The organism is Sphingobacterium daejeonense (assembly GCF_901472535.1).
GTDB lineage: Bacteria > Bacteroidota > Bacteroidia > Sphingobacteriales > Sphingobacteriaceae > Sphingobacterium > Sphingobacterium daejeonense.
On the sequence record NZ_LR590470.1, the window covers coordinates 3,180,918 to 3,194,333 of the forward strand.

Annotated in this window: 19 protein-coding genes; 1 reads left to right on the top strand and 18 read right to left on the bottom strand. The window is 36.2% G+C overall.

Going from position 1 to position 13,416, the window contains the following annotated elements; all coding sequences use genetic code 11:
- Positions 1 to 10: 10 nt before the first annotated feature.
- The 17 genes from FGL31_RS15425 to FGL31_RS15495 form a co-directional block, all read right to left on the bottom strand.
- Positions 11 to 343 (bottom strand): hypothetical protein, encoded by a 333-nt coding sequence (locus FGL31_RS15425; protein WP_138092708.1) that lies wholly within the window; start codon positions 341 to 343, stop codon positions 11 to 13.
- On the bottom strand, positions 340 to 618 hold the full coding sequence (locus FGL31_RS15430; RefSeq protein ID WP_138092710.1) for a hypothetical protein: 279 nt from the start codon (positions 616 to 618) through the stop codon (positions 340 to 342). Before FGL31_RS15430 ends, FGL31_RS15425 begins: the two co-directional genes overlap by 4 nt.
- A 100-nt stretch (positions 619 to 718) precedes the next feature.
- Positions 719 to 1,588, bottom strand: a complete 870-nt coding sequence (locus FGL31_RS15435; protein ID WP_138092712.1) for a DUF6602 domain-containing protein — start codon at positions 1,586 to 1,588, stop codon at positions 719 to 721.
- Positions 1,589 to 1,633: 45 nt separating this feature from the next.
- Positions 1,634 to 1,897 carry a hypothetical protein gene (locus FGL31_RS23775; protein WP_197734291.1) on the bottom strand — a complete coding sequence of 88 codons (264 nt, stop codon included), beginning with the start codon at positions 1,895 to 1,897 and terminating at the stop codon, positions 1,634 to 1,636.
- Position 1,898: 1 nt separating this feature from the next.
- A complete protein-coding gene (locus FGL31_RS23780; protein ID WP_197734292.1) occupies positions 1,899 to 2,240 on the bottom strand; it encodes a hypothetical protein in 342 nt (113 codons plus the stop codon).
- 5 nt (positions 2,241 to 2,245) lie between these two features.
- On the bottom strand, positions 2,246 to 3,388 hold the full coding sequence (locus FGL31_RS15440; protein ID WP_197734293.1) for a hypothetical protein: 1,143 nt from the start codon (positions 3,386 to 3,388) through the stop codon (positions 2,246 to 2,248).
- Between the two features lie 37 nt (positions 3,389 to 3,425).
- Positions 3,426 to 4,067, bottom strand: a complete 642-nt coding sequence (locus tag FGL31_RS15445; protein ID WP_138092714.1) for a hypothetical protein — start codon at positions 4,065 to 4,067, stop codon at positions 3,426 to 3,428.
- The gene (locus tag FGL31_RS15450) at positions 4,045 to 4,380 is read right to left on the bottom strand and encodes a hypothetical protein (protein ID WP_138092716.1); all 336 of its coding nucleotides are present in this window, start codon (positions 4,378 to 4,380) and stop codon (positions 4,045 to 4,047) included. Before FGL31_RS15450 ends, FGL31_RS15445 begins: the two co-directional genes overlap by 23 nt.
- A gap of 43 nt (positions 4,381 to 4,423) precedes the next feature.
- Positions 4,424 to 5,746, bottom strand: a complete 1,323-nt coding sequence (locus FGL31_RS15455; protein WP_138092718.1) for an ApeA N-terminal domain 1-containing protein — start codon at positions 5,744 to 5,746, stop codon at positions 4,424 to 4,426.
- 29 nt (positions 5,747 to 5,775) lie between these two features.
- Positions 5,776 to 6,480 carry a hypothetical protein gene (locus tag FGL31_RS15460; protein ID WP_138092720.1) on the bottom strand — a complete coding sequence of 235 codons (705 nt, stop codon included), beginning with the start codon at positions 6,478 to 6,480 and terminating at the stop codon, positions 5,776 to 5,778.
- Positions 6,481 to 6,493: 13 nt separating this feature from the next.
- Positions 6,494 to 6,949, bottom strand: a complete 456-nt coding sequence (locus tag FGL31_RS15465; protein WP_138092722.1) for a YcbK family protein — start codon at positions 6,947 to 6,949, stop codon at positions 6,494 to 6,496.
- Positions 6,939 to 8,009: a hypothetical protein gene (locus tag FGL31_RS15470; RefSeq protein WP_138092724.1), complete on the bottom strand. Its 1,071-nt coding sequence runs from the start codon at positions 8,007 to 8,009 to the stop codon at positions 6,939 to 6,941. Before FGL31_RS15470 ends, FGL31_RS15465 begins: the two co-directional genes overlap by 11 nt.
- A 74-nt stretch (positions 8,010 to 8,083) precedes the next feature.
- Positions 8,084 to 8,629, bottom strand: coding sequence for a hypothetical protein (locus FGL31_RS15475; RefSeq protein ID WP_138092726.1), 546 nt, complete (start codon positions 8,627 to 8,629; stop codon positions 8,084 to 8,086).
- Positions 8,630 to 8,711: 82 nt separating this feature from the next.
- Positions 8,712 to 10,229 carry a hypothetical protein gene (locus FGL31_RS15480; protein WP_138092728.1) on the bottom strand — a complete coding sequence of 506 codons (1,518 nt, stop codon included), beginning with the start codon at positions 10,227 to 10,229 and terminating at the stop codon, positions 8,712 to 8,714.
- A 33-nt stretch (positions 10,230 to 10,262) separates the two neighbouring features.
- On the bottom strand, positions 10,263 to 11,159 hold the full coding sequence (locus FGL31_RS15485) for a S49 family peptidase (protein ID WP_138092730.1): 897 nt from the start codon (positions 11,157 to 11,159) through the stop codon (positions 10,263 to 10,265).
- A gap of 130 nt (positions 11,160 to 11,289) precedes the next feature.
- Entirely contained in the window at positions 11,290 to 11,673 is a 384-nt protein-coding gene (locus FGL31_RS15490; protein WP_138092732.1) for a hypothetical protein, read from the bottom strand.
- Between the two features lie 111 nt (positions 11,674 to 11,784).
- Positions 11,785 to 12,213 carry a hypothetical protein gene (locus tag FGL31_RS15495; RefSeq protein WP_138092734.1) on the bottom strand — a complete coding sequence of 143 codons (429 nt, stop codon included), beginning with the start codon at positions 12,211 to 12,213 and terminating at the stop codon, positions 11,785 to 11,787.
- A gap of 677 nt (positions 12,214 to 12,890) precedes the next feature.
- On the opposite strand from FGL31_RS15495, the gene FGL31_RS15500 reads away from it, so the two are divergent.
- Positions 12,891 to 13,178: a hypothetical protein gene (locus tag FGL31_RS15500; RefSeq protein ID WP_138092736.1), complete on the top strand. Its 288-nt coding sequence runs from the start codon at positions 12,891 to 12,893 to the stop codon at positions 13,176 to 13,178.
- A gap of 23 nt (positions 13,179 to 13,201) precedes the next feature.
- Here the strand turns inward: FGL31_RS15500 and FGL31_RS15505 are convergent, their stop codons facing one another.
- Positions 13,202 to 13,414, bottom strand: a complete 213-nt coding sequence (locus FGL31_RS15505; protein WP_138092738.1) for a hypothetical protein — start codon at positions 13,412 to 13,414, stop codon at positions 13,202 to 13,204.
- Positions 13,415 to 13,416 lie beyond the last annotated feature (2 nt).

The window sequence follows — 13,416 nt, forward strand, 5'->3', positions numbered from 1 at the left end:
CTTAATTGGTTTACGTTTTTTTATTGTCATCTTCATCAATGATCTCTTCATAAAGAAATGGCCCATCACCATACTGCAGACCTATCTTTCTTTCTAGAATACCAGGACCAATATTTGAATTATCCATAATCCTACGAATTACAGATGGCAGATCATTATTATGACCATAAGGAACCATTCTTTTTCCCATCACAATAGCTGGATCAGATTCCCAGGAATTATTTATTGAAAACAACTGACTTGACCATGCATCATCTTTTTTATGAGACATGGATATGGTATAGACGGAGCCATCGGTCAGATGGATTGCTTTTGAATTTTCGGTTATTTGCTCTGTTTTCATTCAGCAGAAAATTTTAATGATTGGCCGTTAAGGGATAAAAGGCAACAATGCCAGAACTTTCTAGGTTCTCCGGTTTTGGTGTTAATATATTCTTCCTGAAGCTCTGCAAATTGGTTGTAATCGGACTTGCCACGTTTTCTTAATCTTGCAGAATGAACTTCAACTATGCCATTGGAAGTTCCTCTTGATCTTGAATATGACATAAATGTAAAACTGAAGGATTTGCCCAGCTTGGTCAATCTCCGCATTTCAGCAATTGCTTCGAAAATGGTCATAAAAAAACCTTTGAATTTTAACAAAGGTGTTTTAAATATTGATTTCGATAAAGGACAGGTATATTATTTCAATTCTTTTGGATTTATAATTTAAACTATTTTATTTCAGAAAATCAGTCGTTGGTTGATTTAAATATTCAACTATATCAGTAAAGTATAATTTTTTATAAGATATTGCATGTGATAATGATATTAGAAATTTCTCTATATGATCATGTTTATTATTTATATCAATTTCTATTAGTTTATTAAAACATTTATAGGGATTTTCTAAAGGGCAATAAATTGGATAATAATACCAAAAACTATTATCAAACGCCAGTCCCTTATTTTTAAAAATTTCCTTATCCTTAAGGTCTAATTGCTCCCAATCAAATTTGTAATGGAAGAAGCCTTTTTCAATTATTAAAATAAGGTTATGCCTATATTCATATTCAATCCCCTTATAAATGTCATCGAAATCAACTTTTCCAAGATTGAATTTTAAATCCTTACAAACTAAAAATGAAATGACATCATGATGTTCTTTTGGGTAGGTTTCTTTATTTAAACAAAGTCCTTGCCTCTCTTTGCTTAATTTTTTTGCGTTTGATAATTTAATTAAAGATTCTTTAAAAGACTTTTTATTCAAATTTGATTTAACTTCTCCAATGGCTATTGTACTTTCTATTGAGAAAAAATTAACATAATCCTCTTCTAAAATTGGGGTTTCATTATTTTGATATATAACAATATCTAATTGGGTACTAACACTATCCTCTGATGTTATAATAAAACCATTTGAAATTTTTTGTTTAGTAATGTTTTTCAATAAATCTTTAAGAGATTCTTCTCTATATTTACCTAATTCTGCTGGGTGAAATAATTTATCATTTTTATTATAAAATATTGATTTACTATCTGATACAAATGTTGATGTAAAATGCTCAATTTTTCTTTTTAACACTGTTTGAAAAACTTTGTTTCCCATAAAAATCTTTTTTTTAGAAGATATGGAATATAATTGAAATCTGGATCAAACCACTGAAGAATCTGAAATATTTTGAGCTGACCTATATCTTATCAAGCTTCTCCATTCCCTTCTCATCATCAAATATTTAAAACTGTCAGATGGATTGGTTGATTCCATTGGCAAACGATGAATAGGCAGTTTCTCTGAAGATTTATCCTTTGTTGTCACTGATGCACCTTTTTTATTTGGAACTATTTTAGTTCTTGCCCCTTCCAATGAAGCTTTTAAAGGTTTGCATTCAAAAAAGTCAATTTCTACTTTTGGCAACTTAGCATTTAGTTCCAGAAAGTAATTCTTGCATAAAATTATATTCCTCTGCCTGTCCAATATTACCCTGATTCCTGGACATCAAAACAACCTTCCAACCTGTTCTCGTTTTTCCATCTTCCAAAAATTCTATTGCATTTTTGAACGATTGAGCTAAATCAACCTTGGCATCCTTATAATTATTAGCTGCTCTATCGTAATAAGCATGAATAACCTTTTCTTCATGCTTGGTAAAATATTCACGGAAATTAGCCGCTAATTTAGGTATCCAATCTGGAGATAAAGTGTACATGAATTTTAGAATCTTATAAATATTGTTTGGTTTTGGCTGGCCAATTGTCATTGACATCATATTCCAAAATCCAATCCAACCTCAATAACTTTCTTTCGGTTTAGATATTTTAGAATTCTACAATCCTCATTTTCATCAATTCCAAAATGTTCAGACCACCTCAAATTCTTTCCGTCTTGATAAAAATGCTTTTCGGCAATATTGGCATAGAATCTTTCTCCAGATTCTATGGATGATTTTAAAGATAGAACAGCAGTATCAACATCTCCCAGATCAGACTGAATAGCGTCTGTAAACCATTCTGGAGTTAGAATATCAATATTGACCAATGAGGATGCAATAAAGAACAAAGTTTGGCCGTCTTTATCCATTCTAACTTTTTTCCATCTCTCACGCCATCTTTCCTCAGTTCTAAGTTTTTTTACGGATTCTTCATGATCATTTTTCTGTTGGAAATAGATGCGCTCCTGGATACATTCATTCAGCACAAAAGCTACTTTAAGAATTCTTAAGATAGCAGATTTCTTCATTTTGTTTACCTGCTTTAATATCCAGTCATGTTCACCAATATTCTTTGTATTGGGCATATCTGTTGTAAAAGTATGCCCGCGATAAAATACAGATTTACCATACTTGGCAACATATCCCCTAACGGCTTTCAATAGATTGGCAATCTTATGTTCTGGAAAATATTTAACCTCATCCCCTATTACATGTACATAGGATCTACCAGCTAATGACGCGGGCCTATCCAATGACCCGAAAGTAATATTCAGACCAGTAAAAAAGATCATTGTATGCTTATAGGAAACCAACCGATTATATGGTTTCCAGAAATGTTCCCTAATATATTCAGGTAAATCCTCCTTTTCAGCCTCTAAAAATTCCGGAGGTTGTTTCCCCAAAACAAAATGAATACCTTCCTTAAATCCCTTTCTTTCCAATCCTTCCAGTACTGAAGGAAGCACATTCTTCTGAAGATTGGAATAGGTATCTGAAACCCACACCACTGGAGCTCCGGGAATATCATAAACCATTTCTGTTAGCCGTTCAACAACAATTTCAGTGGTCTTGGCAGAACCTCTGCCCAAAACCATGTATAAGAATCTGGGAAGTACCAATGCAGCAAATTGTGCAACCCAATTCGCAAAAGCAACTGCGATATCTTTTGTCGGTTTAATTTTTGGTCTCCAAGCCATTGGTGTAGTATTTAGTAGAAAGTATTTAGAATTAAGACTAGGTTATTTTTTTGAACTCTTCTTCGATTTTATCTAGCTTTGAAGGAAGATCGATCTTATTAATCATTGCATCTTGTTTCAATGATTCTTTCACGGATTCTGGATGGTCCAATGCATCGATTTCAGCTGCTAGTTCTAATCTATTTATCGATGGAATGTTTACCGATTCGGCGTCAAGGGTATAAACCTTGGTTGTTGGCATATAGAGTTCTTTAGCCAATTTTTCGACATCAGGTTTGTCAAGTTCCTGCATTGAAGCTGCTTGTTTCATTAGATTTCCATAAACCTCCCAATCCCTGGAAGATTCTGCATTCTCAGCTACAACATTTGCCGCTTGTTCAAGTTTATCAGCATACTTTGCCCTTAGGGATTTTTTATTGATAATTCTATTTCCGAAAAAGAGATTCATAGATTCATCGTACATTTCAGAAGCACGTTGATGCTTCATACCATAGTGCTTAACAAAAAAGTCAACTGCAGCTCTTCTACCATAGATAGCGTCCAGATCACGGATAAATATCAATGTATCTATATATAACTGTTCTTCAACAGAAATATCCATCATTGTTTTACCTGATTGGATATAATCATTTAAAGATTCCAGGATCTTCTTACTTTCAAAAGTTCCGAAAATATCCATTTTGGAAATTTTGGAAAGCCCTTGTCCGTTTGATTTCATGAATTTGTTTTTGAGCAGGAACATCACCTTTGATTGCCAATTGATGTAGACCGAACCTTTCATCAATATCCTGCTTGACCTTTCCAGCTTCCAACCTCTCAGATAAATAGGAATTTGGATCTTCAGCGATTTGTCTAAATATGGTCTTACTGATACCAAAATAGGTTGCTATTTTTTCTGCTGAATATCCCAATCCGGATAGGATTTCAAGCTTTTCCCATTCCTCATCGGATAAGGATAGATTTGGGTGTTTTATGGGTTTGGTTTGCTCCATAAAACAAAAATGCCACTGATTAAGTGGCAATGAAAGGACGCTTTTAGACTACGAAATAAAAATTTGAATCAAAGTAAGAAAGCATTGAGCTTTCTAAATCTTCTTTTTCAAATCCTAAGATACACAAATACATAAATGTTAATGCAAAATGACCTTTAATTGAGGTGTGGTGCAGATTATTTAATGGAATTATTTTATTTTTTTTTGAAAAATGGGTGTAATAATTTCTTGTATTCTTGATTAGGTCAAAAAAGTCATAGGATAACCCTAATTTTGTAAATAATTTACCATTATAAATATCATAAAGTATTTTTAATCTAACATATAGATTAGGATTGTTGGCAAATATCAAGGAATTTTCAATTAATGAATATTCTTCAAAATCTAACTTTTCCTTTATGCTTTCTTTTAAGTGCTTGAATTCTGAGGCACTTCTAATAGGTTGGTTATGATATGTGGCATTAAAGCTCTCAAGACCCTTACAAATTTCCAGAAAAGAACCGATTTGATTAATTCCATTATTGTTAAAGAATGACAATAAAATCTGAATAATATGTTCATCCCTAGAATAATTAGTTAACCAATTTGAAATTGTAACTTGAGATATTAATTGGAATTTACTAAAATTCAATAGAAAATTATAAACTCCGCCTTTGATTTTTATTTGATTTTTATTCAAATCAAATAATGTCATATTAAACTTACCATCTTCAGCAATTCTTATTTCATTTGGCTGATCAAACATATAGGTTACTAAGTTTATTAATGCACAGAATCGGAAAATAATAGATTTAGCTTTAGTAATAGTTACAGGTTTTATAAAACTGATTGAGAAAGTTTTATATTCATTGAAGGTGATGGTTTTAGGTGATGCATTAAAGTTTCTATTAATGTTATAATTAACATCTATCTCTAATTCATCATTTTTAAATATATTTATTGATTCTGGTATTTTGTATTCAAGATCAAAGGTTTTAATAGTATCATTTTTAAGTTCAAACCCTGAATTTCTTATCCAAAAATCAATTCCATTTAATTTAAATTCTACTTTTTTGATTTCAAGGTCCTTAATGTTGTTAATAGCTTTTCCAATAATTATATCAGAAAAAATGAAAGTGTATCTTGCTTCAGAATCTATTGTAGAACTACTATTAAATGGGTTTATTATTGTAAATAATTTTCCGTTGCTGGTTCTTCCATAAATATATTCTAAATTATTTTTGCTTAAAAAGCTGAACTCGCTAATAGCTTCTTTGCTCTTGATAATTAATTTTCCATCCTTTGATTCTCCAAAAGATAATAAGCCAGTGAATTTTTTTTCTAATAAATTTGAAAAGGTACATTCACAAAATTCATTCTCGTACATAATAATTGTTTTGAATCAATTATACAAAATTACTCTAACAATCTATTCACCTCTGCCAACTGCATTTTAAGTTCCTTTAATTTTAATTCCCTTCCAGGAAGAAGATCTGCTCTTTTTTCCTTTTTAATTTTTGATTGAGTTCGCCAAATATTGTTCTCCAGGTTTTTCTTCTTATTGAAAAGATCCATTGTTGTAAGGTTTCTCAAATCTTTAATTCTTTGATACTGAAAGAATATGACATGCTTACCTAATACTCTACCATGATCAGCATAGTGCTTGAGCTCCTTGTATATTTCATGGTTATTGATAAAGTTCTCTACCAATGAACTTACAGTCTCCAGTTCTTCTTCTTTGCTTTTGGCATCCGTGAGCTTGCCGTACAGGTCTCCACATTTAGTAAAGGCCGTGATCTTATCTGATATCAGAAGTTTGAGTTCAGGCGGACATTCAGGATCAGCCAAGAATGGCCATTGATTCCTGAGCTTAAATCTGTTCTCTTTTAAAGCTTCAGTGCTATTGTTTTTAATGGAGGGTTCAGTAATTACTGAAAAGTCAAACGGAAGCTCAGCGGTTTTTAAAAGGGCTGACCTGATCGTTTGAAAGTGTCTCTCAGGTTTCTTGGATATAATCCTTGCGACAGCCAAATTTGGATTGGTATAATCCATAAACAAGCGAAGGCCGACCTCAAGGTCGGCTCCGCCCAATAACCAATTATGAACCAGATTCTTTAGCATTTTAAAAACATGTCTATCCGTTCCAGGTTCTTGTCCTGCCCGTGTCAATGTGAACAAATGTTTTATAATAACCGGTTCCTCCGGATGATTTGAACTGTTTAACGGTAGACTTCCAGCCTTTTATGTTTCCATTGATGGGGTATGTGTCGAGGGCATTTCCCAAAATGTGCTCGCTGGAGCTTGCTCCGTTTACGGACTTATTATAGGTCGGAGATCGGTAACTGGAAGATATACCAATTGCTGAACCAAAAATAGACCTCAGGGTCTGAACCTCCGCAATGATATTTGCATTGATCCTGGTAAAGGTATTTGATCTGTTCTTTGTCAGGAACTCGTGCAATTTAAAGTTCTCTGTAACTTGGAAATTCTTTGAGTTAATGCTGAATTCCAAATAATCACCATCCGTTTTGATTCCATTCAGGGCAGCTGCTGCCAGAATGGCCACGACCAAACCTTTTCTAGAGCTCATAACTTGACGGATTAGGAAATGCCTTTTCAAGGAAAGGTTTTATTGCTGACCATCCCTTGGAATTACAGTTCAAAAATTTACGCGATCTGAACACCTGTTCAAGTAAATCTTTTGGAATGTCCGAACGGTATGCCGAAGCTAAAATACTGTCATTGGCATTGCCGCTGACCTGGATCGGCCTTGCCTCTGGAAAGAGCTCATTGAAGTACAATGAAGTCAATAGAAATCCTCTTTCTGTTGCATTGTATTTTTCGATGATCTCAGAAAGAAACTCAGCGTTCAACAATACTGGTATATGCGCGCCATATCTGTGCAACGGAAGGCCGTTCTCTTCAAGGGCTTTTGCAGTTCTTTTGATATTCTGATTATAGGAACCTCCCTCTTTTCCTCCTCTGTCCAGAAGACCATAGGCTTTCAACGCTTGGATATCATATAGGTGTGTTTCTCCCAATAGGAATATGTCATCATTGCTGAGAATAAAATCTCCTTTGATAACACCAGCTGCAATTGCAGTAAAGATCTTGTGGGTTACGTCTGCCTGGGGATTCCTCACCATGGATGGAACTGGGCAGTCACATTCTTCTTTAATCAGGTGAGCTTCATGTGGAATATGAATTATTTCAGGAGAGAACCAGTCCTCCTTATCACCAATAATTACTATTGATATTTTTTCTTTGAAATTTTGCTGTAATGCGCGAAGTGCATACTTGAGCTCTTCACCTTCAGCTTCGGATTTCAGATAAGGGATAAGGACTTTTAATGAATTTACACCGGTCAGTTCAGAATCTTGACCTTTCGATTCAGGTTCTTTTAAATCAGGTTTGTAATCTATATTTTCCACAACCTTCTCTGTTCTTATTACTTCCTGTTCCGATTCTTTTTCTATTGAATAGGTACTGTCCTCATTCTTTTTAATATAACCTTTTTTGCCGAGAGAAGTTATCACTCCAGTCACTTGGCTCTTGGTCAGGCCCGAACTTGAAACTATTTTATCGATCGATGAATTTCCTCCATCAATTGAATCCACTACTTTTTTTTGGTTTTCAGTTAATTCTGTCATAAGATTGGTATTTGCCCTTTTAGAAAGGGGTTAGAGAAAAGGCACAGGTTATCCTGTGCCCAAACATTTAGAAATTATAAACCACCTGTTCCGGACCCTGTTGATTCAGGAGCCAATGCCGGGTTAGCACCCTGATAGAATCCAGCAACGAAAATTGAACGAACTCTTTGGGTAAAATTGAACGTTGTTTTATTAGCCTCTTGATTTCTCTGATGCTCAACAGTGAAATACAACGGATTACAGTTCCAGCCATGGACCATTTTTCCCTTGCCATCACCACATTCATCAGTAATAGCAATAAATGGTTTTCCAAGATACTTTTGCTTGAACTCCTCGATCTCTTGGTAATTCCCAGGATGGGAGAAAGAAAGTGTCTGAACAAATCCCTCTTCATCTTCTTCACCTTCCATATTGTCGGGTCTTGAGATAGTTGAGGAAGTCGCATAGATCCCGATTGCTGTTGCTTGGGGCTTTAGGGTGATGTCTCCAGTGACCAGGACATCTTCCTCTCCACGTGGAGGAAAGGTTGCAATGTCCTCGTAAGGGACCAATATGATCTGAGAGCTTACAGGTTTTGGAGCTCCGCTTCTTTTCTTTAATGAAACTTTTTGATAAGCCATCTTATTAAGTTTTAAATTGAAATACTCTTTTTAAAGAAGGGCAGCCATTGACTGCCCCTGGATTATGGTTGATTAACTAGGATTATAAACCTCCGGCAGCTGAACCTTCATCCTCAGCTGGAGCCGTGCCATCAGGAAATTGGTTCGATGGCCTAAGCCCTGCCTGTGGATCATAGTTAGCGGGTACATATGCAAATACAGCTTCAGCAATCTGGAAACCGACGCCCAACCAGAACTCACCATATAGGCGGACTTCATAATCATGTTTCTGAACGTCATTGATCACATCAGGCACCTCGTTCTTATGGCGCAATTTCACCATGTTTCCATCAGGAGTTGAAAATACGACTGGAGAACCCGACATTCCATCCAACGCAACCAAGGTATTGACAGAATAGTCTATTTTGGCTGTTCCAAAATCTCCATCCTGGCCACTGTTCTGGCCCCATACCTTTTTGTAGGCACGTTGGTATTTTCTGTAAACCTCAGGTGAAACATAGATGTTCATTTTCTTGTTCTTGTACAATGGTGTCAGTTCATCGACAAAAGCTTCGAAGAAATCCAATATTTCTTGAGGAGTTGCAGTATCCCAATTAATCGTCTCATCAGTGAAATTGATCTTGGATTCAGCACCCAAGGCTTTTTGCTGAACCAGAATGGTTTCAATGCCGTCCATGCTGTCCTCCGGATCAGTTGGGGTATTGGGATCAGGGTTTTCTACATACTTTCCCTTGAAGATCATTCTCAGCTCGATGTCATCAAGGATCTGAGGGTAGATCATCTGTTCCCAAATGTACTTGGTAATTGGCATCTGATCTGGAGACAATCTTTCATCATATAGGTGGAAAAGGTATGAATCCAGCACCTCTGCAGGAACAATAGGCACATTGATCTTGTGCCTGCGGTTCTTGATAACCAAAGGTGTAAATTTGGTATTGCCCTTGGGTGTCCATTTCGGTGTGAACTGTTGGACCACAGAATTGATTTGAGCCTGGACAGCTTTATGTTCGGTGACTGCTGGAACAGATTTGAAATACTTTGATGAGGTGAATCCGGTGAACAATTGACGGACAATTTCCAGATTGTTTCCGTTTTGGCTCAGGTAAGTGCCGAATTCCTGACGAACTGCATCGACATCAATTGTCTTTCCCTGTGCCGAGATCATGGATCCTGTTGCAAGAAATCCGAAAGCAGCTGCATAGTGGCCCGCTTTTCTCATTACGGACATTACCTTTGGAATTCCAGCCTTGCCCTTGAATTCATTGGTTTCTGCCTTTGGCCCATCTTCTGGGGATTCCATCAGTGCCTGGATCAGACCGTCTTTCTTCTTGTTATCGGCAATAGCAGCCTGAAGTTGTGCGGTTAGGTCATCTGTAGCTTTTGCAGCTTCCGGTGCAAACACAGCTTTCATCGCTTCAAAAATCTCCTTTGAGTGGTTTTCTGGATTTTCGGATGCAAGACCTGCCTCAAATTTCTCCAACGCTTCCTCTCCAAAGAACCCTTTCAACGTTTCTTTCTGTTCAGCACTTAATTTGTTTTCTTCCAGTGAAGTAACTCCAATGGCTCTCAAGAAAACAGCTTTGATTTTATTCCAATTCATTTTTAAATAGGATTAGGTTGATATTTACTTTATTTATTTATTCTTGCCCCAAGATTGAACTGAAGCATAATCGATTGCATCTTTCAGCGTTCCGATCCTATCTGCAAGACCCAGATCAACTGATCTCTGCCCATTGAAAGTTGCTCCTGCAAGGATGCCCGATGTTTCCAGGGAAAGGTTCAAACGATTGGATTTCACAGTATCCTGGAACTTGATGGCCATGGGATCAAGCATCTCTTTCCTGATCTGATCATATTCACCCTTTAGCAAATTTTGAAATGCTAGATTTTTATGGTCGGACAGTTCAGAATAGACCTCATGAAATTTTGCGCCCTGCTTTTCATAGAACGGAACCATGTCCAAAAAGGAAAGCATCACTCCAACGGATCCAAAAACAGATGAAACATCATTGTTCGAAAAGATATGATCACAAGCGGAGGCAGTCCAATAAGCTGCAGAGCATGCTGCATCACAGTGGGCAACGATAGGTTTTCCCAATTCTTTAACAAATTGAATAGCTTCCAACAATGGGGGCACGGCATTAACTGCTCCTCCACCTGAATCGATGTCCAACACGATCGCGGATACGTTCTCTTTGGATGCAAAATGTTTGATATAGGAAGCGATTTCAATCATTCCATATGAACAGAGCGTTCCATATTTGAGCATAGTGCCTTTTACCGGAAGAACGATCACCTTTGCGCCTTCATCACCAATATTTTCTGCATCATGTTCCTCATCATCTTCATAGGCCATGATGTCGATTTTGTCCAATATTTGGATATTGTTCTCATAAAGGCTGGTTGATTTAAGGATCCCCTCCAATTGCGGACCTAAGCCAAAAGCAAATTCCGGACTGATCATAAACTGACCTCTAAGGATTGCCGAAATAAGATGCTGCTGCCAATTGGCTTCTAATCTTCTTTGCATAATCAATTTGTTTATGCAAAAGTGTTCTTATGCCGAAAGGTATGAAAGGACTATTTTGACCATGGAAACCATAAAAAAAGCAGCTATAATGAATAGCTGCTCTTGGATATGGATTTTTTTTTGGAGAATTCTATGGAATAAGTTCCCAAGGTTTTGATACGTGGACATATTCTATTTCGAACAGGTCTCTTGTCAGAGATGAATTTTCATGTGATCGTGTCGGGATGGATGGTGATCCCAAAATAAACTCTTTACCTGAGCATAGCTTGACCTTGAGAATGGAGGCCGGTATTGATACAATGCCTTCCTTTAATCTTGCATTGATAGTTGTCGAAAAATATATCCCGGAAGCATCTTCTTTACTGTTGGTTTCCATCTCTCCAGATGCGGGATGCATCGGAATTGGTTTCCATTCCTCCACCATTACTCTTGATGTGCCATCAGGATAGGTTTCAAAACCAATAATGCTATGAACTGGTGCATATTCAATGGATGATATGATTTGGATTGCCATGGTTAAATATATTGTTGAATGTCCAAAATGGTTTTTTCAATTGCCTTGTTCTGAATCTGTACCCTCCGGGCCAATCTCTGGACCATTGTTTGGATGTGCTTTTCTTCTGCCCTATATGCTCTTTTTTTCAGTTGCTCCACTTCTCCCACCCTGCTGATCAATTTTCTCGTGAGAATGAAACTCGTGATCACATCCTTCTGTTTCATGGCCAGGTTCTTTCCTACAAAAGTAATACTGAATAAAATCCTTATTAAAGGTCGCGATCAGGAAATCATTGATTTTCCTCTGATCATCTGGGTGTATGTAACTGAACCTTGTAAACAGGCTGGGTATTGCTGATGTCCGGGGCAACCTGATATATATAGCCTTGTCAGGATTGACCTTTTGTTCGATAGGGAAGTCAGAATGCCTAACCATCGAACAGATGAACCTGCCCAGGTCAGTATCACGGAAAATTGAGAAAGCACCGTCCTCAAAAGCAAAGATCGAATTCAGATATTCACGGTGCATCTGGTCCTGAATGTGGCAAACTACGTTCATAATCCTCCTTTAGATTGGTATGGACAAATTTACACATATTTCGTACTGAAAACGAAATTAATATATTGAAAAATAGAATATTTACAATGATTATTTAAACATATAATTCGCTCGAAATACGATTTACCTGTGGAAAGTTGTTTTGGGAGATCAACTATCCAAATGTACAATGAATTGACATGCGGGTCAAAAAAAGACGTAATTTTTTGTAATTCTGTAATTTTGTAATTTACTACTGATATTCAACTAGTTACAGCATTACATTTTATTTTTTCATCAATTACATTTTAAAAATGAATTTGTAATTGGAGCTTGCTGATTACAAAAATTACAAATTTTTGTAATTGAGGATTTTTGATTACAAAAATTTGTAATTGAATAAACTGCTGAATATCATTCCTTTATACTATTGTTTTTTATTTGATTACAGAATTACAAAATTTTATAAGTTATAAGAATATAAGAGGTAAAGGAGAAAAGGCGGATTGCCGACCGGGTCATGATAAGGCATGCCCGTCCACAGGTGTCCGGGCATATAGTTACGCTGCTTCGCGAGCGCAGAAAACTCAACGTATAAAAGGCGGTGGATAGGATTCAGATTTGGAGATATTGACCTAATTGATTTATATTTACTAATATTTTTAGTAATTTATTTTTCTAGATGGCAAACTCCGGATTTGATAAGAAACCTGTTCAGGGAAAGATCCCTGCAAAACTTTGATGTACTGGCCAAGACAGCGAGAGTCAACGGATGCTTGATCTACCATAAGCCAACAAAGAAATGGTATACACCTGAGGAATTTGAGAGCGGTCCGTCAGAGATATCCCAGACCAGGACCTTTAGAAAAGATAATGCGGCTGACTTTATTATTGTTCAGCCGCAATTTATACTTAAGCAAAGGATCGAATGGGTCAATAAAGCTAATGAGGAGTTACAGAGGATTATGAATGTTCTGAAATTTTAAATTATCATTCTTTAAGATCTGTTTTACTCGTTTAAAATAATTGTCATCGTATAATACAAAGTAAAGTAGGCAGCTGTGGTATCCTCCCATTGAACTTGAACCGGAAAGATCGTTTTGATATTATCTATGTTATTGTCTTTCAAATATTTTAAAATCTTATTCTCAATTAATTTCCCTCCGCTACTTTTATCATTAATATGAACATCAACAGAACCAGTGATTATTTTTAAATTCATGT

Excerpts from the sequence above, each read along its gene's own strand:
- FGL31_RS15480 (WP_138092728.1), bottom strand. The coding sequence starts at position 10,229 with ATGAATTGGAATAAAATCAAAGCTGTTTTCTTGAGAGCCATTGGAGTT.
- FGL31_RS15445 (WP_138092714.1), bottom strand. The coding sequence starts at position 4,067 with ATGGATATTTTCGGAACTTTTGAAAGTAAGAAGATCCTGGAATCTTTA.
- FGL31_RS15430 (WP_138092710.1), bottom strand. The coding sequence starts at position 618 with ATGACCATTTTCGAAGCAATTGCTGAAATGCGGAGATTGACCAAGCTG.
- FGL31_RS15470 (WP_138092724.1), bottom strand. The coding sequence starts at position 8,009 with ATGACAGAATTAACTGAAAACCAAAAAAAAGTAGTGGATTCAATTGAT.
- FGL31_RS15450 (WP_138092716.1), bottom strand. The coding sequence starts at position 4,380 with ATGGAGCAAACCAAACCCATAAAACACCCAAATCTATCCTTATCCGAT.
- FGL31_RS15440 (WP_197734293.1), bottom strand. The coding sequence starts at position 3,388 with ATGGCTTGGAGACCAAAAATTAAACCGACAAAAGATATCGCAGTTGCT.
- FGL31_RS15460 (WP_138092720.1), bottom strand. The coding sequence starts at position 6,480 with ATGCTAAAGAATCTGGTTCATAATTGGTTATTGGGCGGAGCCGACCTT.
- FGL31_RS15475 (WP_138092726.1), bottom strand. The coding sequence starts at position 8,629 with ATGGCTTATCAAAAAGTTTCATTAAAGAAAAGAAGCGGAGCTCCAAAA.
- FGL31_RS15495 (WP_138092734.1), bottom strand. The coding sequence starts at position 12,213 with ATGAACGTAGTTTGCCACATTCAGGACCAGATGCACCGTGAATATCTG.
- FGL31_RS15490 (WP_138092732.1), bottom strand. The coding sequence starts at position 11,673 with ATGGCAATCCAAATCATATCATCCATTGAATATGCACCAGTTCATAGC.
- FGL31_RS15485 (WP_138092730.1), bottom strand. The coding sequence starts at position 11,159 with ATGCAAAGAAGATTAGAAGCCAATTGGCAGCAGCATCTTATTTCGGCA.
- FGL31_RS15465 (WP_138092722.1), bottom strand. The coding sequence starts at position 6,949 with ATGAGCTCTAGAAAAGGTTTGGTCGTGGCCATTCTGGCAGCAGCTGCC.
- FGL31_RS23780 (WP_197734292.1), bottom strand. The coding sequence starts at position 2,240 with ATGACAATTGGCCAGCCAAAACCAAACAATATTTATAAGATTCTAAAA.
- FGL31_RS15455 (WP_138092718.1), bottom strand. The coding sequence starts at position 5,746 with ATGTACGAGAATGAATTTTGTGAATGTACCTTTTCAAATTTATTAGAA.
- FGL31_RS15425 (WP_138092708.1), bottom strand. The coding sequence starts at position 343 with ATGAAAACAGAGCAAATAACCGAAAATTCAAAAGCAATCCATCTGACC.
- FGL31_RS15505 (WP_138092738.1), bottom strand. The coding sequence starts at position 13,414 with ATGAATTTAAAAATAATCACTGGTTCTGTTGATGTTCATATTAATGAT.
- FGL31_RS15435 (WP_138092712.1), bottom strand. The coding sequence starts at position 1,588 with ATGGGAAACAAAGTTTTTCAAACAGTGTTAAAAAGAAAAATTGAGCAT.